The following is a 19,219-nucleotide window of genomic DNA, read 5'->3' on the forward strand; positions in this document are numbered from 1 at the left end:
TTCCAATGAATATGATCAAACAGGCATATGGAATATTAGTCAGGTTTCATATAAACCGAATCATTTATGATTTGAATTTTGGGTGGACGAATTTGGAAATCCGGAATTATATTTCGGTAACTGCTGAATTTCCGCTTGAGTATTTAAATGGTTTTAAATTAGATGGTTTATTTATGTCTTTCGAAAAACATTTATACCATCTGAGCTGGGAACAGATGGATCGAAAGGGAATATATCAGTTGCGTTTTTACGGGTCTGAACAGGATTTTCAGTTAACGGCCGACAAAGAATCCATTCGAAGATTTGGTTCTCGATTTAAACAGGCCTGGGAAGAGGCTCCGTTGGTTTAATAGCAATGGCAATAGATTTTGGTTTATGATTTTGGAGAACCGTTCAGGAATGCAGCCAATACAGAATCGCCCTCCATAAAAGGGAAGATTCTTTTTTTATTTTTCGAAAAAAGGGAACCTTTACTCACTTCCATGACTCTAATTAGACGAGGTGAATCGGTTGGAGCTGGAATACTTGAAGCAGATGACGGTGATGGACACACAGACACTGGATAAAATCATGAACTTATACGGAAATGATATCTGGAATTACGCTTATTTTCTGACCAAACAGCAAGCACTGGCTGACGATATTGCTCAAGAGGTGTTTATTAAAGCTTATTTTGGCATACATACCTTTCGCGGTCGGGCGACGCTAAAAACGTGGCTGCTTACAATTACAAGACATACCGCGTATCGATATAAACAGACTTTTTTCTTTCGGAAAGTGACCCTCAAGGACAAGCTGCTCATAGATGCCTCAAGCCGCTCGGCGGAAGCAGAGTATTTGGATGGGCAGTATACCAATGAAATATGGGCCATGATTATGACCTTACCCAGGAAGTTCAGGGAGGTGTTGATCCTGGATCTTTACTATGAGATGTCAATAAATCAGATTGCGGAGTTCCTTAACCTAGCGACGGGTACCGTAAAATCAAGACTGTATCGGGCAAGGAAAAAAGTACAGAACCTGTTGAAGGAGAATGGCGATGAATGAGGATAAACCAGACTGGTATTCCCGGGCTAAAAAAGCTCCCTTTTCAGATGAAAAGTTCACATCTGAAATGAAAAAAAACGTGCATAGGTCCGTGATTTTCACCGACAGCAAGCCTAAACGTCGAAAGCACTTGCAAGTTGGATTTGCTGGAGGGTTAATGCTTCTGATTATTTTAATTGCCTTTCAATTACCTTTTGGCAGAGAGGAACAACAGAGAGCAGGGACTTTACCTCCTGGTACGGAAGAGACAATCCGGGCACAAGGCGTAACGGATGAAGGAAGGTTAAGGGTTATTGCAGTTGGACAGGAAAAAATAACGACATTGGGAGCACCGAGCTGCTTCGGTATCGAAACGGATATGTCGTTTACCGGAAACTACAGCGTACAGTATAGTACTAACCAAGTTACAAATGAAGTAACTACGCTGGGGGATCTTACTTTTATTCAACCAACATTTGCTCCGGTTGATATGATTCGCCTGCCGTTTCAAGCTGCCGATGTATTTATACTCGCACCGCAATATAGGGACTGTCATGGTATACAAATCTATGCGTTCGCAGTGGAGCATGAAACGGGTAAAGCCGTCCAGCTCCGATTTCAGGATGAATCCTTGGTTTCCTACTTTTCATATTATAGACCAGGTACTACTCCCATGGTAAAAGACAATAAGCTTGTTCTAGAGTCCACGGAGGGGCCGGGTGGGGAAGGTTCGCCGGATTATAAACCCAAACGGATGTATCGACTAGATCTTAAACAAGGCATTATGGAGCAGGCAAACTAGCTATGATCCAGCTTCGTGATCTATATAGAAAAAGCAAAGAGGTTACCATCCAATTAAGGGAGGTAACCTATTCTTCATAGATAGATATATGAAATTAGTGGACATCCCGGAAGAGTCCGATTACTTTACCGAGAATCGTAACATGGTTCAGGCGCAGTGGCTCGTAGGTAGGATTCTCCGGTTGCAATCGTACATGATCCTTCTCCTTATAGAAGGTCTTCACAGTTGCTTCGTCTTCCTCTGTCATCGCTACGACAATGTCGCCATTGTCTGCAGTTTGCTGCTGGCGAACAATGACATAGTCGCCGCTGTGAATGCCGGCTTCGATCATACTGTCACCAATAACCGACAACATGAACACCTTATCGTCGCCTACATAATGCTGTGGGAGTGGGAAGTAATCCTCAATGTTCTCCATGGCTGTAATAGGAACACCTGCAGTGACTTTTCCGACAACAGGCACTCTGGCAATGGTGTGAGTAAACAGGCTTGCGCTTTCGGACTCTTCTTGGCCAAGCAGTTCGATTGCTCTTGGTTTCGTAGGGTCACGGCGAATGAGGCCTTTCTTCTCCAAGCGGTCAAGATGTCCATGGACCGTTGAACTGGAAGCTAGTCCGACAGCCTCGCCGATTTCCCGGACAGAAGGCGGGTAACCCTTGCTACGAACTTCGTTGCGGATAAACTCTAAGATCGCCAGCTGGCGGCTGGATATTTTCGACATGCCGTATCAACCCCATTTAGTAACGTTTGGGAAAATTATAACATAGAACTTCCGTTCGTACAAACATAAGTTCTAAATAAAAATAGAACAAATGTTCTTTTTGGTATTGAATCAAACAAGTGTTCGTGTTAATATAAATCCATAAGAGAACACTTGTTTGGGAGATGATGATTCCATGTTGAAATACAGTACATACCGTAGCATTTATGAGAACGTTCCAGTGCAAACGAAGTCCTCGGAGACTTGGATCGATCAATTGAAGTCGAGAATGGCATCCATTCCTTTTATAAAGCTTTTATTCGTTCTGTTAATCGTAGCATCCTGTTGGACAGGGGCATATTCCGTTTTTGCCGGGGGGATGGATAAACCCACGGGGGAGAAGCAGGTTATTGTTCAATATGGCGATAGTTTGTGGCGGATTGCTTCCCTTCATAAACCGACAGATATGGATACGCGAGTATACCTGGATAGCATCCGAAGAATGAATGGATTGAAGGGTCCGGATATACAGGCAGGAGAGGTGTTGTCTCTACCAGTCTGGTAATGGGATAACACTACGAGAAACTCTTTCCTTATATATGTCCCTATTTCTCGCTTCATATTTGTAGGTTTGCCTGACGAAGTGATTTCACGCAGTATCGCGTGTTTAGAATAGATATCTATTGATTTCTTAACATAGAGGACCCATTTATAGGCATCATATGTTCATATTTGTTCTTAATCAGAGTTTGCAAGGGTGCAAGTTGCCTTGACAAGCTCTTTTTCACATGTTTAAGTTATACATGATATTGGAATTGGAGGAGAAGTCATGGACATCGATACTTTGGTTGAACGCATCAATGTGCTAGCAAGAAAACAGAAAAGTGAGGGATTGACCGCGGAAGAGCTCAAGGAACGGGCAGAGCTTCGGGAAATATACCTTAACAATATTCGTGGTAACTTTAGACAGCAGCTGGAATCGATCGAATGGGTAGATGAAAATGAACAAAAAGGCGGCCCGCGATTAAAGCATTAGTCGATAAACTTGCGCGTGGATCTACAACCAGTGATTCATGACCAGATAGTAGGATAGAATTATAATACTTGGGGTGCCGATTATTCGCGGGAATCGAATACGGTTACCCCAAGTTTATATGGATTGGTAATATATTGAAATTTAATCCAGGGGGAACCATATGTCACGATCATGGGAAAGAAAAGTCAACAAAAATATGTCACAGCTCAACAAGCAGCGTAAGAAGCAGGGGCTGACCTCGTACCAAGGCTCTGCCGTTACTGATAAGCATGATGTATTTAAGGGACGTAAATATGTACTTCCGTTAGTGCTTGTTGCATTGGCTGGTGTGTATGCACTTCTTGGAACGGCGACGTCCGAGGCTGCAGGTGGAAGCAACGATGTACTGAACTGGGTAGGTGTCAGCTTGTACATTCTGTTAGCGCTTATGATTTTCTTACGCAAGCCTTATTTGAAGATTGAGCGTGCTTCCGTATCCACCATGAAGTTCAATCGGGAACGTCGACTGGCTGTATCGGATATCGAGAAGATCAAATTGGCTTCGGGTTCCGTCGTGATCCAGGGCAAGGGGAAAGCAGGCAACTGGGTATTCTCGCGTATGATGAATCTTTATGATACGAAAGCGATGGGCGAAAGATTAGAAGAGTTCGCAAAAACTCATCAAATTCCAGTTGAGCATAATTAACAAATAGAATAGATCACAGTGTATATGAGGAGTGGGAGAGACATGCCGATAGCTGCGGTTTTGTTTGATTTGGACGACACGTTATTGTGGGATGAACGTAGTGTGGAAGAAGCGTTTGAAGTGACATGCCAGGCCGGAGCGAACGAGACCGGCATTGATGCGAAAGCACTTTTGGCAGCAGTACGGGAAGAAGCTAGAGCATTATATGAATCATATGATACTTTTGCTTTTACCAAAATGATTGGTATTAACCCTTTCGAAGGCTTGTGGGCTAATTTCACGGCTGGATCGCAGCCTGAATTCAGAAAGCTGCAGGAGCTGGCACCCGTATACCGCAAGGAATCATGGCGACGCGGACTTCAGCGCCTGGGCGTTGATCATGAAACATTGGCCGAAACGTTGGCTGCACAATTCGCTGCTGAACGCAGAACAAGACCCTATGTATATGAAGAAACGTTTGAAGTACTGAAGGAATTGCAGGGAAATGTAAAGCTGCTGCTTCTCACGAACGGAAGTCCGGATCTGCAGCAGGAGAAGCTGGACGGTGTTCCAGAGCTGGTTCCTTATTTTGATCATATCATCATCTCCGGTGATTTTGGCAAAGGGAAGCCGGATGTTTCCATCTTCCAGCATGCTCTGGATTTGTTGGGTGTTGAGGCGGATCAGGCCGTAATGGTGGGAGATAAGCTGACCACAGACATTAAAGGCGGGAATGCGGCAGGACTGCATACGGTTTGGATCAATCGGGTAAACCGACCTCACGATCCGTCCATTCAACCGAAGTTTGAGATCAAACATTTATCGGAGCTGCATGCCATCGTCGCATCCTTGTAAACTACACAATGAAGGACTCACACCCGAATAATGGGTGCGCAAACGTACATAGGAACAGCCCTAACAGCAGATTCTGCGGTTATGGGCTGTTTTTTTGTTGGTTACACAATTGGACTTGAGCCGTGCATTTGGCAATGATAAACGTCACACAATTGTAAGCTGCATGAGATAGAAGTAAAAGAATAATGCGATATAATGGTTTAGGTAACTTAACGAGGTTTGGTAATGACCATTACGTGAATGAACCATACATAGCCCTATTTTGTAAAAGAGGTGTAGAGCATGACCCGAAAAAAGATAGCCTTACTTGCAGCCATGGTGCTGATGGCGGTTGCGCTTGCCGCATGTAATGACAGCAAAGCGGAATCCGGAGAAGATGTGATGGCGGAACCCATTATTGTCGAGCTGTCTTTGACTCCGGAGAGCATTAAGGCTGGTGAGAAGGTGCTGATCGAAGCGAAGGTGACGCAAGCCGGCAGTCCGGTCGAAGATGCAAACAATGTGGAATTTGAAGTGACGCTGGAAGGCGGAGGCGTTCAGGCGAAGGTCCCGGTTAAGCATGATCAGGACGGGGTTTACAAAATGGAGAAAACCTTCGATGAGGCTGGAACCTATCGTATCGTTTCCCATGTCACGGCGAGAGGACAGCATTCCATGCCGTTGAAGGAACTGAAAGTAACGGAGTAACACATCGCAAAATAAATAAGGCAGCACATGGTCCGCAAGGCGGATCGATGTGCTGCCTTATTTCGTCTTCCTATTCAATCTGCCCGCAGGCTTATTGGAATTGAGGATCTTCTACCGGTGTAGCAACCCAGCCGTTCTCTTCAATGAAAAGACGAACAGCGATGATCTGCTTGTTCTCCATCAATGTGAAGAAGTGAGGTGTATTTTCCGGTACGGAAATGACATCGCCTGGCTCAAGCTCAACATTAAAGTAACCGACATCGTCGGAGCCCTTAATAATGAAGATTCCTTTACCGCCGACTATCGCACGGATTTCGTCTTCCGCGTGGGTGTGAACCTCTTCGAATTTTTTCAGCAGGTCCTCGATATTGGGCGTGGACTCGGAAAGTGTGATGACATCCCAAATTTTGTAGCCGCGTCTTGCAGCCAAGTCACGAATTTCTTCATCATAGATGTCCAAAATGCGCTTCTTATCGTCATCACTAAGCTTGAAATTTTCTTGAAGCGCTGCCGGGAGTTTTTCCATATTCCAGTGCTCGTAAACAACCTCTTGGTTACTCAGGAATTCCCGAACATTTTCTTCTCCAGTAATGCGTTCGTTCGTGTTGCGAATCACAATCTCTGCCATAGCTTTAACCCTCTTTCTCCCGTTGGATTAATATGTATTATAGCCCCCCTCACAGCATTTGTCATCTGCAAATGTTGATTTGTACCCATTGCAACGCAATATTTCGGCTTTTCTATTGAAAAATATTCTGATACACTAAGATTTAACGTTTTCGGGGGAGGTTTATGAGTTGAACAAGCCTAGCTTACAAGAAGTACTTAAAGAACGAATATTAATTCTTGATGGTGCCATGGGCACGATGATCCAGCAGGAGGACCTCTCAGCTGAAGATTTTGGCGGTCCGGACCTTGATGGCTGTAATGAAATGCTGGTCATTCATCGGCCGGATGTCATTCAGAAAATACATGAACAATATCTTGAAGCAGGTGCCGACCTGATTGAAACCAATACGTTTGGCGCAACCTCGGTTGTGCTTGCTGAATACGATATACCTGAACTTGCCCGGGAAATCAACCTAAAAGCGGCTCACTTGGCCCGCGCAGCGGTTGAAAAATATTCCACGCCGGACAGCCCGCGCTATGTGGTAGGAGCGATGGGTCCGACAACCAAGACGTTATCGGTTACCGGTGGTGTAACCTTTGCCGAATTGATCGAGAGCTACGAGGAGCAAGCCGTTGCTTTGATTGAAGGCGGGGTTGATGCGCTTCTGCTCGAAACATCGCAGGATACATTAAACGTGAAGGCCGGGAGCATTGGGATTCGCCAAGCGTTTGATAAAACGGGCGTCACGCTTCCAATTATGATATCCGGTACGATCGAACCGATGGGAACGACGCTGGCCGGACAAAATATTGAAGCATTCTACATTTCTTTGGAGCATCTGAATCCCGTATCGATTGGCCTTAACTGTGCAACGGGCCCGGAATTCATGCGTGACCATATTCGCTCCTTATCCGAAATGTCGAGAAGTGCCATCAGCTGTTATCCTAACGCGGGTCTCCCAGACGAGAACGGACAGTACCATGAATCCCCTGAATCGTTGGCTCAAAAGATGGGGGCTTTTGCTGAAAAAGGCTGGCTCAACATCGCCGGCGGATGCTGTGGGACAACACCCGACCATATTCGCGCTTTAAAACAAACGATGGATGGCTTCTCCCCGCGACCGCTGGATGGTGGGCATTTGCCGGCATTATCCGGTATCGAGCCGGTATATATCGAGCAGGAAAACCGACCATATATGGTAGGGGAGAGAACGAATGTTCTGGGTTCCAGAAAGTTTAAGCGTTTAATTGTAGAAGGTAAATATGAGGAAGCCTCCGAGATCGCTCGTGCCCAGGTCAAGAATGGCGCGCATGTCATTGATGTTTGCGTACAGGATCCGGATCGTGAAGAATCGGAAGATATGATTAAGTTCCTGGAGCTAGTAGTTAAAAAGGTTAAAGTGCCGCTCATGATCGATACCACGGATCCGGCCGTTATTGACCTGGCGCTGCAATATTCGCAAGGGAAAGCGATTATTAACTCCATTAACCTAGAAGACGGTGAAGAGAAATTTGAGCATGTGATCCCGTTGGTGCATAAATACGGTGCCGCGGTTGTCGTAGGAACCATTGATGAGACCGGTCAGGCGATCCATCGTGACGACAAGCTGAAGGTGGCCCAGCGTTCTTATGATCTGTTGGTCAACAAATATGGCGTTTCGCCGGAGGACATTATTTTCGACACGCTTGTATTCCCTGTAGGTACAGGGGACGAGCAGTATATCGGATCAGCCAAGGAAACGATTGAAGGCATCCGCATAATAAAAGAAGCCATGCCAAAAGTGCATACGATTCTCGGAATCAGTAACGTTTCCTTCGGATTGCCGGAAGCGGGCCGTGAAGTCCTGAACTCCGTGTATCTGTATGAGTGCACAAAAGCCGGATTGGACTACGCAATCGTAAATACCGAGAAGCTGGAGCGTTATGCCTCCATTCCCGAAGAAGAGCGTCGCCTAGCCGAGGATCTGATTTACAGAACCAATGATGAGACGTTGGCGGCTTTTGTCGCGGCATTCCGGGATAAAAAGATAGAGAAGAAGGTTAAGGTATCCAATCTGACACTCGAGGAGCGACTTGCATCCTATGTAGTGGAAGGTTCTAAGGAAGGCCTCGTTCCGGACTTAGATATAGCATTGACCAAATACGGCGCGCTCGAGATCATTAATGGACCACTGATGGACGGGATGACCGAGGTTGGACGTTTGTTCAACAACAATGAACTGATTGTCGCGGAGGTGCTGCAAAGTGCCGAAGTAATGAAGGCATCCGTAGCGTATCTGGAATCCTTTATGGAGAAAAACGAGACGTCGGTCAAAGGGAAAATCATGCTTGCCACCGTGAAGGGGGACGTGCACGATATCGGTAAAAATCTGGTGGAGATCATCTTGTCCAACAATGGTTATCAAATCATTAATTTGGGTATAAAAGTACCACCGGAGCAAATTATCGAGGCATACCGCCGTGAGCAGCCTGATGCTATCGGCTTGTCCGGTTTGCTGGTGAAGTCAGCCCAACAGATGGTATCCACCGCCCAGGATTTGAAAAACGCAGGCATTAGCGTTCCGATCATGGTAGGGGGGGCGGCTCTGACACGGAAATTCACGAAGACCCGCATTCGTCCCGAGTATGACGGCATGGTGCTCTATGCCAAGGACGCCATGGATGGTCTTGCGTTGGCCAACCAGCTCAGCGATCCGGTGCAGCGGACGAGAATAGCGGAAGAGATTAAGGCAGAGCAGGAAGCTGATGCTGCCGCTCCGCAAGTGGTTAAAATGATGCCGAAGCTGTCAGAAGGACTGCGATCCAAAATTTCGACCGATGCTCCTGTATATTTACCGCCGGATATGGAGCGGCATGTGCTCCGGAATTATCCGATTTCGCACATTCTGCCTTATATCAACATGCAGATGCTGTTAGGACATCATTTAGGCCTGAAAGGCTCAGTGGAACAGCTGCTGAAAGCCAATGACCCGAAGGCGGTATCGCTTAAGGAAACCGTTGATGGTATTCTGGAAGAGGCCGTTCAATCGGGGATCATACAGGCGCATGCAATGTACCGTTTCTTCCCGGCACAGTCAAGAGGAAATGATATTCTCATATACGATCCAAAAGATACAACAAAAGTATTGCATACCTTTACGTTTCCAAGACAACAGGTTGAGCCGTACCTGTGCTTGGCGGATTTCCTGAAATCCGTAGATAGCGGGGTTATGGATTACGTTGGATTCCTTGTCGTTACAGCCGGCCATGGCGTCGGAAAATTGTCCGGGGAATGGAAGGACAAGGGTGACTATTTGCGCTCCCACGCGCTTCAATCGGTCGCACTGGAAACGGCAGAAGGGCTGGCGGAGCGGATTCACCATATGATGCGGGATTCGTGGGGATACCCCGATCCGGCAGACATGACGATGAAACAGCGCTTGGGTGCGAGATACCAAGGCATTCGCGTATCTTTCGGGTATCCGGCATGCCCGGATCTGGAGGATCAGGAACCGTTATTTAAATTGATGCAGCCAGAAGATATTGGCGTTCATCTTACCGAAGGTTTCATGATGGAACCTGAGGCATCGGTATCCGCCATGGTGTTCAGTCATCCGGAAGCTCATTATTTTAACGTAGATAAGGCTTAACATTTGAATACCGGTACAGCCGGTTTGAAATCCTCCGAATGTTTCGGGGGATTTCTCCGGTTTTCAACCGAAAGGGGAGAAGAGGGATGGAACTCTATTTTCTAGGAACAAATGCGGGGGTTCCTACGCTGCAGCGTAACGTAACCTCGATTGCACTGCGTATGCTGGAAGAACGAAGAAGTTTGTGGCTGTTTGATTGTGGAGAAGGTACGCAGCATCAAATATTGAAGTCCCCGCTCAAGCTGTCCAAGCTTGAAAAGGTATTCATCACCCATATGCATGGTGATCATGTATTCGGTTTACCGGGTTTGCTGTCCAGCCGTGGTGCCCAAGGGGTAACTTCACCCCTGACGATATATGGTCCCCCTGGTATTAAGGCCTTCATTGAAACTACGCTGAACATTAGCCAATCGCGCGTTCCTTATACGATGGAGGTCATTGAACATACCGGAGGCGTGCTGTTTGAGGACGATAACTTCCTCGTGGAATCGGCAAAGCTGGATCACAGGGCCGAGAGTTATGGCTACCGTATCGTGGAGAAGGATCTTCCCGGCAGCCTGGACCTGAAACGGTTGGCGGACTATGGACTTAAGCCAGGGCCGCTTTATGGCAAACTGAAAAGAGGGGAAAGCGTAGAACTCGGCGACGGCCGATGGATTCATGCCTCTGAGGTGCTCCTGACACCGAAAAAAGGGAGAGTGGTCACGATCCTCGGGGATACAAGGCCATGCCCTGGAGTGGAGACTCTGGCCAAAGACGCCGATCTTTTGGTCCATGAAGCCACTTTCATGGAGGATCTGTCGGAGCTCGCGCACGAATACTATCACAGTACGGCTAAACAGGCGGCGGAAGCAGCGAAACGGGCTGGAGTAAGAACGCTGTTCCTGACCCATTTTAGCTCCCGGTATAAGGATATGGAGCATTTGCAGCCGCTGCTCAAGGAAGCGCAGGAGATTTTTGAGAATACACGCTTGGCAGAGGATTTCGGATTGTACCCAATCCAGCGCAAATCATAAGCCAATAGAGCTGCTATTTACAGGGAAATATCGAGTGATGGAGTGAATTATTTTCCGGGAAAGCGCAGGAAATGACAAACCGGTTGATAATCACTAATGCTTGGACACTCTTCGATTTCTTTCGACTGATTAGCTACCGGGCTGAAGTACTAGCCATGAGCCTTGCAACCGGAAGTAGCCTTCTTTACAATAATACTAACTGGGGTTTCTACGTAAGGATGCTTCAGGGTAGTGTATGAACCGAGGTTATACATATTTATACCGATATATGACGATGAATGACGATCACAGCGATGCCGAGAAAGCTCATACTTTAGCCGATGAATCATTTATGGCGTGAAGGAAAGAAATAAAGAAGGTGCTATCAATTCATGGAAAAACCAAAACCAAAAGGATTACTGATTGACCTGGATGGAACGCTTTATCATGGCCGTCATCGAATTGAGGGGGCAGACCTTCTCATCGAACGGCTGAAGGAATTGCAGATTCCGTTTCTGTATGTAACGAATAATTCATCACGAACACCCGAGCAGGTTGCGGCGCATCTGATGGAGATGGGGATACCTGCCTTGCCGGAGGAAGTCTGCACCTCTTCCCTGGCTGCAGCTAAATATATCGCGGAGAAGTCACCGGGTGCCAAAGTGGCGATGCTGGGAGAAGTGGGGCTCCGTGAAGCCCTCTTGTCTGCGGGTCTAAATATCGTGGAGCAGTCCCCTAAATATGTGATTCAAGGAATCGACCGTTCGTTCGATTACGAGAAGTTAACCCGTGCCGTTCGCTGGATTCAGGAGGGAGCCGTGTCGATATTGACCAATCCGGATTTGCAGCTTCCATCAGATACCGGCTTGATGCCAGGTGCAGGTTCGCTGGGTGCTGCGATCGAAGCCGCTTCCGGAGTGAAACCGACGGTCATCGGAAAGCCGTCCTCGATTTTAATGAAATTTGCTTCGGATCGCCTCGGTTTGGCCCCGGAGGACACTTATGTAATTGGAGATAATATACGTACGGATATCGCGGCCGGCGCGCATGCCGGCTGTAAGACGGTGCTCGTTATGACCGGAATCACGACCGATCTGAATATGGAAGCACATATGGAAGCCACGGGTGTCACACCGGACTTTATTTGCCGAGATTTGAGCGAAGTGATAAACCTGCTGTGCTCATAATGAGCGAAAGTGTACATTAACTTTTGTGATTGACGAAAGGGAAGATGAATGATGCCGGAACTGCCGGAAATGGAAAATTACCGAAGATTGTTATCGCAGAGCATTTTGAATGTGCCGATCACGAATGTTGTCGTGAACCGTGAAAAATCACTGAATGTGACGGTTGACGAGTTTACTTCCGAGTTAAAGGGAAGCAAGGTCATTTTTGTGGAGCGTAGAGGCAAACACCTCATATTCCATCTGCATAACGGAGGCAGATTGCTGCTTCACCTCATGCTGGGCGGCATTTTGTATTTAGGGCATAGGGATGAGGAGCGTCCCTCAAGGTCGACCCAGGTCGAGATCACATTTGGTGAACAGGTGCTGTATTTTATCGGTTTGCGTCTGGGTTACTTGCATTTCTTAACAGCCAGAGAAACGGAAAATGCGCTTAAAGAGCTTGGTCCTGAACTTCTGGATCGGCGAATGACCAAAGCGCGCTTCGTTGAACGGATTGGAAAACGGCGGGGCGCTTTAAAAACAACGCTGGTTAATCAGCAGGTTGTCGCCGGAATTGGCAACTGTTATGCGGATGAGATTGCCTTTGATGCTCACATTCACCCGCTGTCCAAAATTCAGGATTTATCGGAGCAGTCTTTAGAGCAGTTATACGAGAGTGCCGTTAAAGTGATGCACGAGGCGACGGATGGCGGCGGATATATGGAAATGCCGTTTCAGGAAGGGGATACTCTGACGGGAGCTTATAACGACGAGTGTAAAGTTTACGATCGCGAAGGAGAGCCCTGTGTTCGCTGCGGCACGCCGATCGTGAAGGCGGAGCATACCTCGCGCAAAGTGTTCTTTTGTCCAAATTGTCAGCATGAAGTCTAAAGTCCGGATTGGAAGTCATGTCAGCACACGAGGCGGATTTCTCGCAGCAGCTCAGCACGCAGCCGGCATCGGTTCACTCGCCTATCAGTATTTCCCGAAAAATCCGCGCAGTCTTCATTTGAAGACGCCGGATGTCCGCAATGCCGCCGCATGCTCCAAGTTTTGTCAGGAACAAGGACTCGTTTCGATCGCGCACACACCATATCCGACGAATATGGCGGTTGGCTTAACGCGGGGAGAAGAGTTTTACCAGTTGACCGTAGATTCCCTTAAGAATGATCTCATGATTGCCGAGGCTTGCGGATCGCTGGGTATCGTGGTTCATTTTGGGCATCTCAAGAGCCAGGATATCCTTGAAGGGTATCAGAATATTATTCGCTGTTTGAATGATGTGTTGGCTTCCTGGACGGGAAGGGCCAAGCTGCTGATCGAGAATCAGGCGGGAGACCATGGGTCCATGGGGATGACGCTTGAAGAGAGTGTGAAGGTTAGACAGCTTGCTGATGATCCGGAAAAAATAGGCTTTTGCCTGGATACCTGCCACTTGTTTGCTGCCGGAGGCTGGGACATTTCGAATACGGATGAGCTCCTTGCCAGAGGCAAGGAGCTAGCCTATTGGGAATCCACCGTTGCCGTTCATCTGAACGATTCGAAATATGGGGCCGGTTCAAGAAAAGATCGCCACGCCCGCATCGGACAAGGTATGATAGGCACAGAAGCCTTGAAGCGTTTGGTTCTGGCACCGGAACTTGCAGGCAAGGCATTTGTTCTGGAAAGTGAAAAAGGGGCTGACGGCACACATCGGGAAGACATCGCTAAGGTGCTGTCCTGGTCCTGATTAAGGGAGAGAGTAAAATGATTCATCTGTATTTAGACGACTGGCGCCCCAATCCGAAAGGATTTGCGCTGGCTCGAAACGGGGAAGAGTGCTTGTTGATGCTCCGTGAATGCGAAGTGGATGTTCTGTCGCTTGATTTTGAATTGGGGCACGGCCAGATGAACGGCGGCGACGTGGTTGCAGCCATGATCGCCGAAAACCTGCAGGCCAGGGAAATATACTTGCATACCTCAAGCCCGTCGGGCAGAAGAAAAATGTATGAGCTGCTCTATGAGCACATGCCGGAAAGCGTCCAGGTTCACAATGGGCCGATGCCGGAATCCGTTCTGCGGGAAGTCGCCCAGGGTTCAAGATGATTGAGGTTACACAGCGTGAATTGACAGAGAGGCTTGAATGGCACGAGCGCCTGACGAAACGAGATGCGAATGCGGAGCCTGTCATCGTATTTTTACATACGCCATTATGCGGCACATGTGCCGCTGCGCGTAAGATGATCGAGATTGTGGAACATGTGGTGCCGGATGTACAGCTGCTCGAAGCCGATGTTAACTTTCTACCGGGCATTGTGGAACGGTATCAAATTCGCAGCGTTCCTGCATTGCTGGCTATTCAGTCGAGTCCCCTCGCCGCGCCGGAGGTGCTGTACCGGATGGGTTCCGTGCAGGATATCGTAAGTTTTGTTAGGAGTGTGAGGCCGTGATTTCGTTACAGCATGTGTCGCTCGTCAGAGGGAGCCGTCATATTCTGGATGATGTTAGTATCGAGATGAAGCCGGGACAGAACTGGGCCATTTTGGGCAGGAACGGATCAGGCAAAACGACGCTGCTGGAAATGATGACAGGATATATGTTTCCTTCCCGTGGGCGTGTTGAGGTCCTGGGTCATGTTTACGGACAATGCGACGTTCGGGAGGTCCGGAAGTCCATTGGCTATATTAGCCAGTCATTATTAGAGAAATTGACCCTGAGCGACCCAGTCTGGGAGGTTGTGGCAACAGGGGCGTATGCCTTTCTGCGCTTCTACCAGGACATTCCGGAAGAGGCCAGGAATCTAGCCTATTCCCTGCTGAACGAAATGAATTTCGGCCATCTGGCGGAGCAGCCTCTCGGGACATTGTCCCAAGGTGAACGGAAAAAGGTGATGTTGGCACGCTCCCTCATGGCCGATCCGAAGATTCTGATTATGGATGAGCCTTGTGCCGGCCTGGATTTGTATGAACGGGAGAAGATGCTGCAGGAGATTCACAACCTGAGGCAGCGCGAAATTACGGTTGTGTACGTCACGCATCATATCGAGGAGATTGTCCCTTTATTTACTCATGTGGCGCTCATGAAAGACGGCCGCTTAACGGGTGCGGGAACAAAAGAAGAAGTATTAAACCATGTACTTATCAAACAAACTTATGATATCGACGCTCAGCTGGAATGGGATGGCGGACGTCCCTGGATCAAAGTTATTTCTGGAGGTTAATCCGTTTGGATGAATTAAATGTGATGCAAGAGCATGAGGAACAGAAGCAAAATCACCGGGATTTTCACAGCAAGTGGGTATGCACAGCAAACCATGGTTTTGCTCCCTACGCCCAAGAAGAGCTGCGCCGGATGTTTGGCAGTTTAAAGAGCACGATGATGATGCCGGGCGAGGTGTTTTTGGCGACACTCGGCAGTTCCGAAGAGGAGGCGAAGCGGCTAATTACGTCTTCCCCGCCAATTTTTCTGCGGCATTTGTTTCCGGTACATCTGGAGGTAGCGGCCGATACCGCTGCCGAAGCATTGCATGCGGTCGTTGAGCATGTCATGAAGCAGGAGGAGATCGGCAGCAGCCGTGTATCCATCCAGATCCGAAAGACGGAGAACAGCTCGTGGAAGGAAAACCCGGCGGCGCTTCGAGATGAATTACAGCATCGCTTGGCTGCGCTAGAAATTGAATACACGGTTCAGGCACCGGAGTGGATTATTTCACTATTCGCTGCTGACAGCGTCTGGTATGTTGGCGTGTCGCGGCCGGAGGACAACCTGTCGGATTGGAACGGAGGCGCCGTCCGCTTTCAACGGGAAGAGGGACAAATCTCAAGAGCCAAATTCAAGCTCCTTGAGGCGGAGAAACAGTTCGGGATTCCGTTTGATTCCTTCCGCAAGGCAGTTGATATCGGAGCAGCGCCTGGCGGATGGACATCCTTTCTATTGGAGCGCGGCCTGCAAGTTACGGCAGTTGATCCGGCGAAAATGCATCCATCACTCGATGGTCATAAAAACCTCCGCGTGATTCACAAGAATGCAGCGGACGTATCGTTTAGAGATTCTGAGTTTGACTTGTTGGTGTGTGATATGAGCTGGAGTCCTAAACAAATGGCCAGAATGGTGACCGGGCTGCTGCACAGCCTTCAAACGGGCGGTACTGCTGTCATTACGGTGAAGCTGCTGACTAAGAAACCGATGGCGCTGGTAAAAGAAATCATGTCGGTGTTTGAAGAGTCCAGAATGCAGATTCAGGGAGCGAAGCAGCTGTTCCATAATCGGGACGAGATTACGCTATATATGATTAAGTATTAAAAAAGTCTTTACAAGTGAATGTAACTTGTTCTATAATGATTCCAAAATTAACCAACGACAACATTAGGGAAAGCATCCCGCTATTCATCACAATTCAGTGATGAGGCGGAGTGCTTTCCTTTTTTTGTTGTGCTTGTAAGTCAGAGGAGAGGGCGTTGACATGAATCAGCCTTGCAGATTGGTACATGGGGAAGTGTTGGGCGATCGTTACGTGATTGACCGTGTGATTGGTGAAGGGGGCATGAGCTGTGTATATCTAGCCGAGGATCAGAAGCTGCCCGGGAAGAAATGGGCAGTGAAAGAGAGCTTGTCTGAACCCGGTATGCAGCGCGCCGTTCAGGATGAGGCACAGCTTCTGATTAAACTCAGTCACCCGCGGCTGCCCCGTATTGTCGATTTTTTTCATGTTCAGGATACCGGCTACACCTATTTAGTTATGGATTATATTCAGGGCATGACATTGGAGAAGTACTTCCGAGGATATCGGGGAAATGTGAATCCGGACTTCATTATGGAACTGATCGAGCAATTGCTGGATGTTCTGGAGTATCTCCATAATCACGAACCTCAGGTTATATTCCGAGATTTAAAGCCATCGAACATTATGCTGACCGATCAGCTGGAGGTTAGACTCATCGATTTTGGAATCGCGAGAAGTTATAAACAGGAGAGTGGCGAGGATACGGTCAAGCTAGGCACGGTTGGATTTGCAGCGCCGGAGCAATACGGAGGAAGGCAAAGCGATGCGAGATCGGACCTGTATGGACTTGGTGCGCTTCTGCTTTATCTCTCAACCGGAGGCAAATTCAGTGAATGGATAACGGGCGTGGACCGACATATTCGTGGCGATTTACCAAGAGAGCTTGTGCCCGTTATCCGAAAGCTGCTGCAGTATGCTCCGGAGCACCGATATCAATCCACAGTAGAGGTTCGTTCAGCACTAAACAGGCAGCAGTCGATTACTGCGAATATTGCGGGTGTTCAGTCCAACACGCTAGCCGGGACGCTTGTGACGGCCGTATTGGGGACATCGTCCGGTGTAGGAACAACGCATAGCTGTATCGCATTTGGTCATTACTTGGCATCAAGGTACGGGAAGGTAGCGATCGTGGAAATGAGCGCAAAATCCACCGCCTTTACCCGGATTCAGGAAATTGCCGAGGGCGGGAAGCTTGGATCTATCCGAAAATTCGAAATCAACGGGATTCATTTCTGGCGGCAAACGGCCAGAACGGAAGTTATTTCGCTGCTCGGAGGCAGCTACGATGCAGTTGTGTTGGATTTGGGAGCATACCGGGACAGCGAACGGCTTGAGGAGTTCCTTCGGGCCGATCTGCCTATCGTTATCGGATCAGGAGCGGAGTGGCGACAGCATGATGTGGTGACGCTGGCCCGGATGCTGTTAAGACACCCACAGGCGGCAAGGATCTATGCACTGCCTCTTGCAGGAGAAGAAACAATTCAAGAAATGAGAAGAACGCTAGGAACGAATAAAGTTTATTCTTTACCCCTGCAATTGGATCCGTTTGAAGTACCGGACAGCAGCAGGGAGGCATTTGCACAGTTATTTCAGGACTACTTGCCGCCGGCAGAAAGGAAGCGAAGATTCAGGTTTCTAAAGAATTAACCGCATTTGAACTGAAGGAGATGAAGCAATGCCGATTATCAGGAGGCGCAGCCGCAAACTGATATTTGCTGGACTTGCCGGCGCAGCCGTAACGGGTGCCGTATGTGCCGGCGCAATGATGTATTATGTGAACGGTTATAAAGAGCAGCAGAATGTAGAGCGTACTAAATACGAGCAGCGAATCACGGAGCTTGAAGAGACACAGCTTCAGCAGCTCAATTCAATGAAGGTTGCATGGGTCCCGTTAAAAGATATTCCGCCTGGTCATTTCATAGATGCGAAGGATATTAAGGAAGTGCGTTTGCCTGATGACGGTTCTTCCGGCAATCTGTTCTCGGTCAAGGAAGAGATCGCAGGGAAGGGGGCTAAGATCGAGCTGCTGCAGGGAACACCGATTACCCGCTCGATGCTCTTTGAAGAAGAACCGACACCGTCCGATCTTCGTCATCGGGAGATGAAGTCCGTATATCTGCCAAGCAATTTACGCCAAGGGGATGTGATCGATGTTAGGGTTCAGTTTCCTACCGGACAGGATTACATCATTTTATCCAAAAAGAAGATCGACAAGCTTCAAAATCCGGCGTTCTGGACAACGTTAAGCGAACAGGAGATTTTATTGCTTTCCAGCGCTTTGGTGGATGCTTATCTGCATGATGCAACGCTTTATGCACTCACCTATGTAGAGCCGGAGCTGCAAGATAGAGCGATTCCTAACTATCCTCCGAACGCTGAAGTAACGAAGCTGATTACAAGCAACCCGAATATTGTGAAGAAAGCTGAGAAGTTTTTCGAGGTTACGCTGCGAAACACGCTGGAAGAGGATTTAAAGAAGCTTCAACCGAATCAGCAGGCTCAGGTATCTGACATGCATCATAACTCGATCTTTGCCAGCGGTGCAAGGAGTCCGGACTCCTGGAGTCCTGCGTCCAACATAAGCACCCAAGCGAAATCTTCAACGGATACGGAATGGAATACCGCTGACATCCGTTCTGACGATGAGTCCAATACAGAGACTCCGATCCGTGAAGAGCGGGATTCAGAAGCGGAGCAAATTTTGGGATCATCCGGCTCGCCAGAATCCCAGAATAGCAGTGATAGGGAATCACAAGAAGCGGAGTTGATATTCTCAAGTCCTTAGTAAG

21 protein-coding genes are annotated in these 19,219 nt (G+C 48.1%); 19 read left to right on the forward strand and 2 right to left on the reverse strand.

Annotated features, from left to right (window positions below):
• Positions 1 to 5: 5 nt before the first annotated feature.
• From MHH48_RS12890 to MHH48_RS12900, 3 genes are all read left to right on the forward strand, one after another.
• Complete coding sequence (locus tag MHH48_RS12890) at positions 6 to 350, forward strand: hypothetical protein (RefSeq protein WP_179090575.1); 345 nt, start codon at positions 6 to 8, stop codon at positions 348 to 350.
• 160 nt (positions 351 to 510) lie between these two features.
• Positions 511 to 1,047: a sigma-70 family RNA polymerase sigma factor gene (locus MHH48_RS12895; protein ID WP_076321142.1), complete on the forward strand. Its 537-nt coding sequence runs from the start codon at positions 511 to 513 to the stop codon at positions 1,045 to 1,047.
• Positions 1,040 to 1,828, forward strand: coding sequence for a hypothetical protein (locus MHH48_RS12900; protein ID WP_076321143.1), 789 nt, complete (start codon positions 1,040 to 1,042; stop codon positions 1,826 to 1,828). The genes MHH48_RS12895 and MHH48_RS12900 overlap by 8 nt, the downstream gene beginning before the upstream one ends.
• 94 nt (positions 1,829 to 1,922) lie before the next feature.
• Here MHH48_RS12900 and lexA read toward each other — a convergent pair whose 3' ends face one another.
• Positions 1,923 to 2,549 carry a transcriptional repressor LexA gene (lexA, locus tag MHH48_RS12905; protein WP_076321144.1) on the reverse strand — a complete coding sequence of 209 codons (627 nt, stop codon included), beginning with the start codon at positions 2,547 to 2,549 and terminating at the stop codon, positions 1,923 to 1,925.
• A gap of 175 nt (positions 2,550 to 2,724) precedes the next feature.
• Between lexA and MHH48_RS12910 the strand changes: the two genes are divergently transcribed.
• The 5 genes from MHH48_RS12910 to MHH48_RS12930 all read left to right on the forward strand — a co-directional run bounded on the left by MHH48_RS12910 (position 2,725) and on the right by MHH48_RS12930 (position 5,770).
• On the forward strand, positions 2,725 to 3,093 hold the full coding sequence (locus tag MHH48_RS12910) for a LysM peptidoglycan-binding domain-containing protein (RefSeq protein WP_076321339.1): 369 nt from the start codon (positions 2,725 to 2,727) through the stop codon (positions 3,091 to 3,093).
• A gap of 264 nt (positions 3,094 to 3,357) precedes the next feature.
• Entirely contained in the window at positions 3,358 to 3,564 is a 207-nt protein-coding gene (locus MHH48_RS12915; protein WP_076321145.1) for a DUF896 domain-containing protein, read from the forward strand.
• A 160-nt stretch (positions 3,565 to 3,724) separates the two neighbouring features.
• Positions 3,725 to 4,249 carry a hypothetical protein gene (locus MHH48_RS12920; protein WP_076321146.1) on the forward strand — a complete coding sequence of 175 codons (525 nt, stop codon included), beginning with the start codon at positions 3,725 to 3,727 and terminating at the stop codon, positions 4,247 to 4,249.
• A gap of 42 nt (positions 4,250 to 4,291) precedes the next feature.
• A complete protein-coding gene (locus MHH48_RS12925; RefSeq protein WP_076321147.1) occupies positions 4,292 to 5,083 on the forward strand; it encodes an HAD family hydrolase in 792 nt (263 codons plus the stop codon).
• A gap of 282 nt (positions 5,084 to 5,365) precedes the next feature.
• Positions 5,366 to 5,770, forward strand: a complete 405-nt coding sequence (locus MHH48_RS12930; protein ID WP_076321148.1) for a FixH family protein — start codon at positions 5,366 to 5,368, stop codon at positions 5,768 to 5,770.
• Positions 5,771 to 5,861: 91 nt separating this feature from the next.
• Here the strand turns inward: MHH48_RS12930 and MHH48_RS12935 are convergent, their stop codons facing one another.
• Positions 5,862 to 6,398 carry a cupin domain-containing protein gene (locus tag MHH48_RS12935; protein WP_076321149.1) on the reverse strand — a complete coding sequence of 179 codons (537 nt, stop codon included), beginning with the start codon at positions 6,396 to 6,398 and terminating at the stop codon, positions 5,862 to 5,864.
• Positions 6,399 to 6,567: 169 nt separating this feature from the next.
• Between MHH48_RS12935 and metH the strand changes: the two genes are divergently transcribed.
• From metH to MHH48_RS12990, 11 genes are all read left to right on the forward strand, one after another.
• The gene (gene metH, locus MHH48_RS12940) at positions 6,568 to 10,008 is read left to right on the forward strand and encodes a methionine synthase (protein ID WP_076321150.1); all 3,441 of its coding nucleotides are present in this window, start codon (positions 6,568 to 6,570) and stop codon (positions 10,006 to 10,008) included.
• An 86-nt stretch (positions 10,009 to 10,094) separates the two neighbouring features.
• A complete protein-coding gene (gene rnz, locus MHH48_RS12945) occupies positions 10,095 to 11,024 on the forward strand; it encodes a ribonuclease Z (RefSeq protein WP_076321151.1) in 930 nt (309 codons plus the stop codon).
• A 371-nt stretch (positions 11,025 to 11,395) separates the two neighbouring features.
• Complete coding sequence (locus MHH48_RS12950) at positions 11,396 to 12,190, forward strand: TIGR01457 family HAD-type hydrolase (RefSeq protein WP_076321152.1); 795 nt, start codon at positions 11,396 to 11,398, stop codon at positions 12,188 to 12,190.
• Between the two features lie 51 nt (positions 12,191 to 12,241).
• On the forward strand, positions 12,242 to 13,060 hold the full coding sequence (gene mutM / locus MHH48_RS12955) for a DNA-formamidopyrimidine glycosylase (protein ID WP_076321153.1): 819 nt from the start codon (positions 12,242 to 12,244) through the stop codon (positions 13,058 to 13,060).
• Positions 13,050 to 13,898, forward strand: a complete 849-nt coding sequence (locus MHH48_RS12960; RefSeq protein WP_076321154.1) for a deoxyribonuclease IV — start codon at positions 13,050 to 13,052, stop codon at positions 13,896 to 13,898. Before mutM ends, MHH48_RS12960 begins: the two co-directional genes overlap by 11 nt.
• 17 nt (positions 13,899 to 13,915) lie before the next feature.
• The gene (locus MHH48_RS12965) at positions 13,916 to 14,254 is read left to right on the forward strand and encodes a cyclic-phosphate processing receiver domain-containing protein (protein WP_076321155.1); all 339 of its coding nucleotides are present in this window, start codon (positions 13,916 to 13,918) and stop codon (positions 14,252 to 14,254) included.
• Entirely contained in the window at positions 14,251 to 14,598 is a 348-nt protein-coding gene (locus MHH48_RS12970; protein WP_083659555.1) for a thioredoxin family protein, read from the forward strand. Before MHH48_RS12965 ends, MHH48_RS12970 begins: the two co-directional genes overlap by 4 nt.
• A complete protein-coding gene (locus MHH48_RS12975) occupies positions 14,595 to 15,368 on the forward strand; it encodes an ATP-binding cassette domain-containing protein (RefSeq protein ID WP_076321156.1) in 774 nt (257 codons plus the stop codon). The genes MHH48_RS12970 and MHH48_RS12975 overlap by 4 nt, the downstream gene beginning before the upstream one ends.
• A gap of 5 nt (positions 15,369 to 15,373) precedes the next feature.
• Positions 15,374 to 16,450: an SAM-dependent methyltransferase gene (locus MHH48_RS12980; protein WP_076321157.1), complete on the forward strand. Its 1,077-nt coding sequence runs from the start codon at positions 15,374 to 15,376 to the stop codon at positions 16,448 to 16,450.
• A 160-nt stretch (positions 16,451 to 16,610) separates the two neighbouring features.
• Positions 16,611 to 18,077, forward strand: a complete 1,467-nt coding sequence (locus MHH48_RS12985; RefSeq protein ID WP_076321158.1) for a serine/threonine-protein kinase — start codon at positions 16,611 to 16,613, stop codon at positions 18,075 to 18,077.
• A 28-nt stretch (positions 18,078 to 18,105) separates the two neighbouring features.
• Positions 18,106 to 19,215 (forward strand): SAF domain-containing protein, encoded by a 1,110-nt coding sequence (locus tag MHH48_RS12990; RefSeq protein ID WP_076321159.1) that lies wholly within the window; start codon positions 18,106 to 18,108, stop codon positions 19,213 to 19,215.
• Positions 19,216 to 19,219: the final 4 nt, after the last annotated feature.

This window comes from Paenibacillus sp. FSL F4-0100, assembly GCF_037993005.1.
Lineage (GTDB): Bacteria > Bacillota > Bacilli > Paenibacillales > Paenibacillaceae > Paenibacillus_AQ.

Bases quoted from the DNA above. Each gene is read 5' to 3' on its own strand.
- MHH48_RS12910 (WP_076321339.1), top strand. From the start codon at position 2,725: ATGTTGAAATACAGTACATACCGTAGCATTTATGAGAACGTTCCAGTG.
- rnz (WP_076321151.1), top strand. From the start codon at position 10,095: ATGGAACTCTATTTTCTAGGAACAAATGCGGGGGTTCCTACGCTGCAG.
- MHH48_RS12935 (WP_076321149.1), bottom strand. From the start codon at position 6,398: ATGGCAGAGATTGTGATTCGCAACACGAACGAACGCATTACTGGAGAA.
- MHH48_RS12985 (WP_076321158.1), top strand. From the start codon at position 16,611: ATGAATCAGCCTTGCAGATTGGTACATGGGGAAGTGTTGGGCGATCGT.
- MHH48_RS12915 (WP_076321145.1), top strand. From the start codon at position 3,358: ATGGACATCGATACTTTGGTTGAACGCATCAATGTGCTAGCAAGAAAA.
- MHH48_RS12930 (WP_076321148.1), top strand. From the start codon at position 5,366: ATGACCCGAAAAAAGATAGCCTTACTTGCAGCCATGGTGCTGATGGCG.
- MHH48_RS12960 (WP_076321154.1), top strand. From the start codon at position 13,050: ATGAAGTCTAAAGTCCGGATTGGAAGTCATGTCAGCACACGAGGCGGA.
- MHH48_RS12890 (WP_179090575.1), top strand. From the start codon at position 6: ATGAATATGATCAAACAGGCATATGGAATATTAGTCAGGTTTCATATA.
- MHH48_RS12970 (WP_083659555.1), top strand. From the start codon at position 14,251: ATGATTGAGGTTACACAGCGTGAATTGACAGAGAGGCTTGAATGGCAC.
- MHH48_RS12920 (WP_076321146.1), top strand. From the start codon at position 3,725: ATGTCACGATCATGGGAAAGAAAAGTCAACAAAAATATGTCACAGCTC.
- mutM (WP_076321153.1), top strand. From the start codon at position 12,242: ATGCCGGAACTGCCGGAAATGGAAAATTACCGAAGATTGTTATCGCAG.
- MHH48_RS12965 (WP_076321155.1), top strand. From the start codon at position 13,916: ATGATTCATCTGTATTTAGACGACTGGCGCCCCAATCCGAAAGGATTT.
- lexA (WP_076321144.1), bottom strand. From the start codon at position 2,549: ATGTCGAAAATATCCAGCCGCCAGCTGGCGATCTTAGAGTTTATCCGC.
- MHH48_RS12950 (WP_076321152.1), top strand. From the start codon at position 11,396: ATGGAAAAACCAAAACCAAAAGGATTACTGATTGACCTGGATGGAACG.
- MHH48_RS12900 (WP_076321143.1), top strand. From the start codon at position 1,040: ATGAATGAGGATAAACCAGACTGGTATTCCCGGGCTAAAAAAGCTCCC.
- MHH48_RS12925 (WP_076321147.1), top strand. From the start codon at position 4,292: ATGCCGATAGCTGCGGTTTTGTTTGATTTGGACGACACGTTATTGTGG.
- MHH48_RS12990 (WP_076321159.1), top strand. From the start codon at position 18,106: ATGCCGATTATCAGGAGGCGCAGCCGCAAACTGATATTTGCTGGACTT.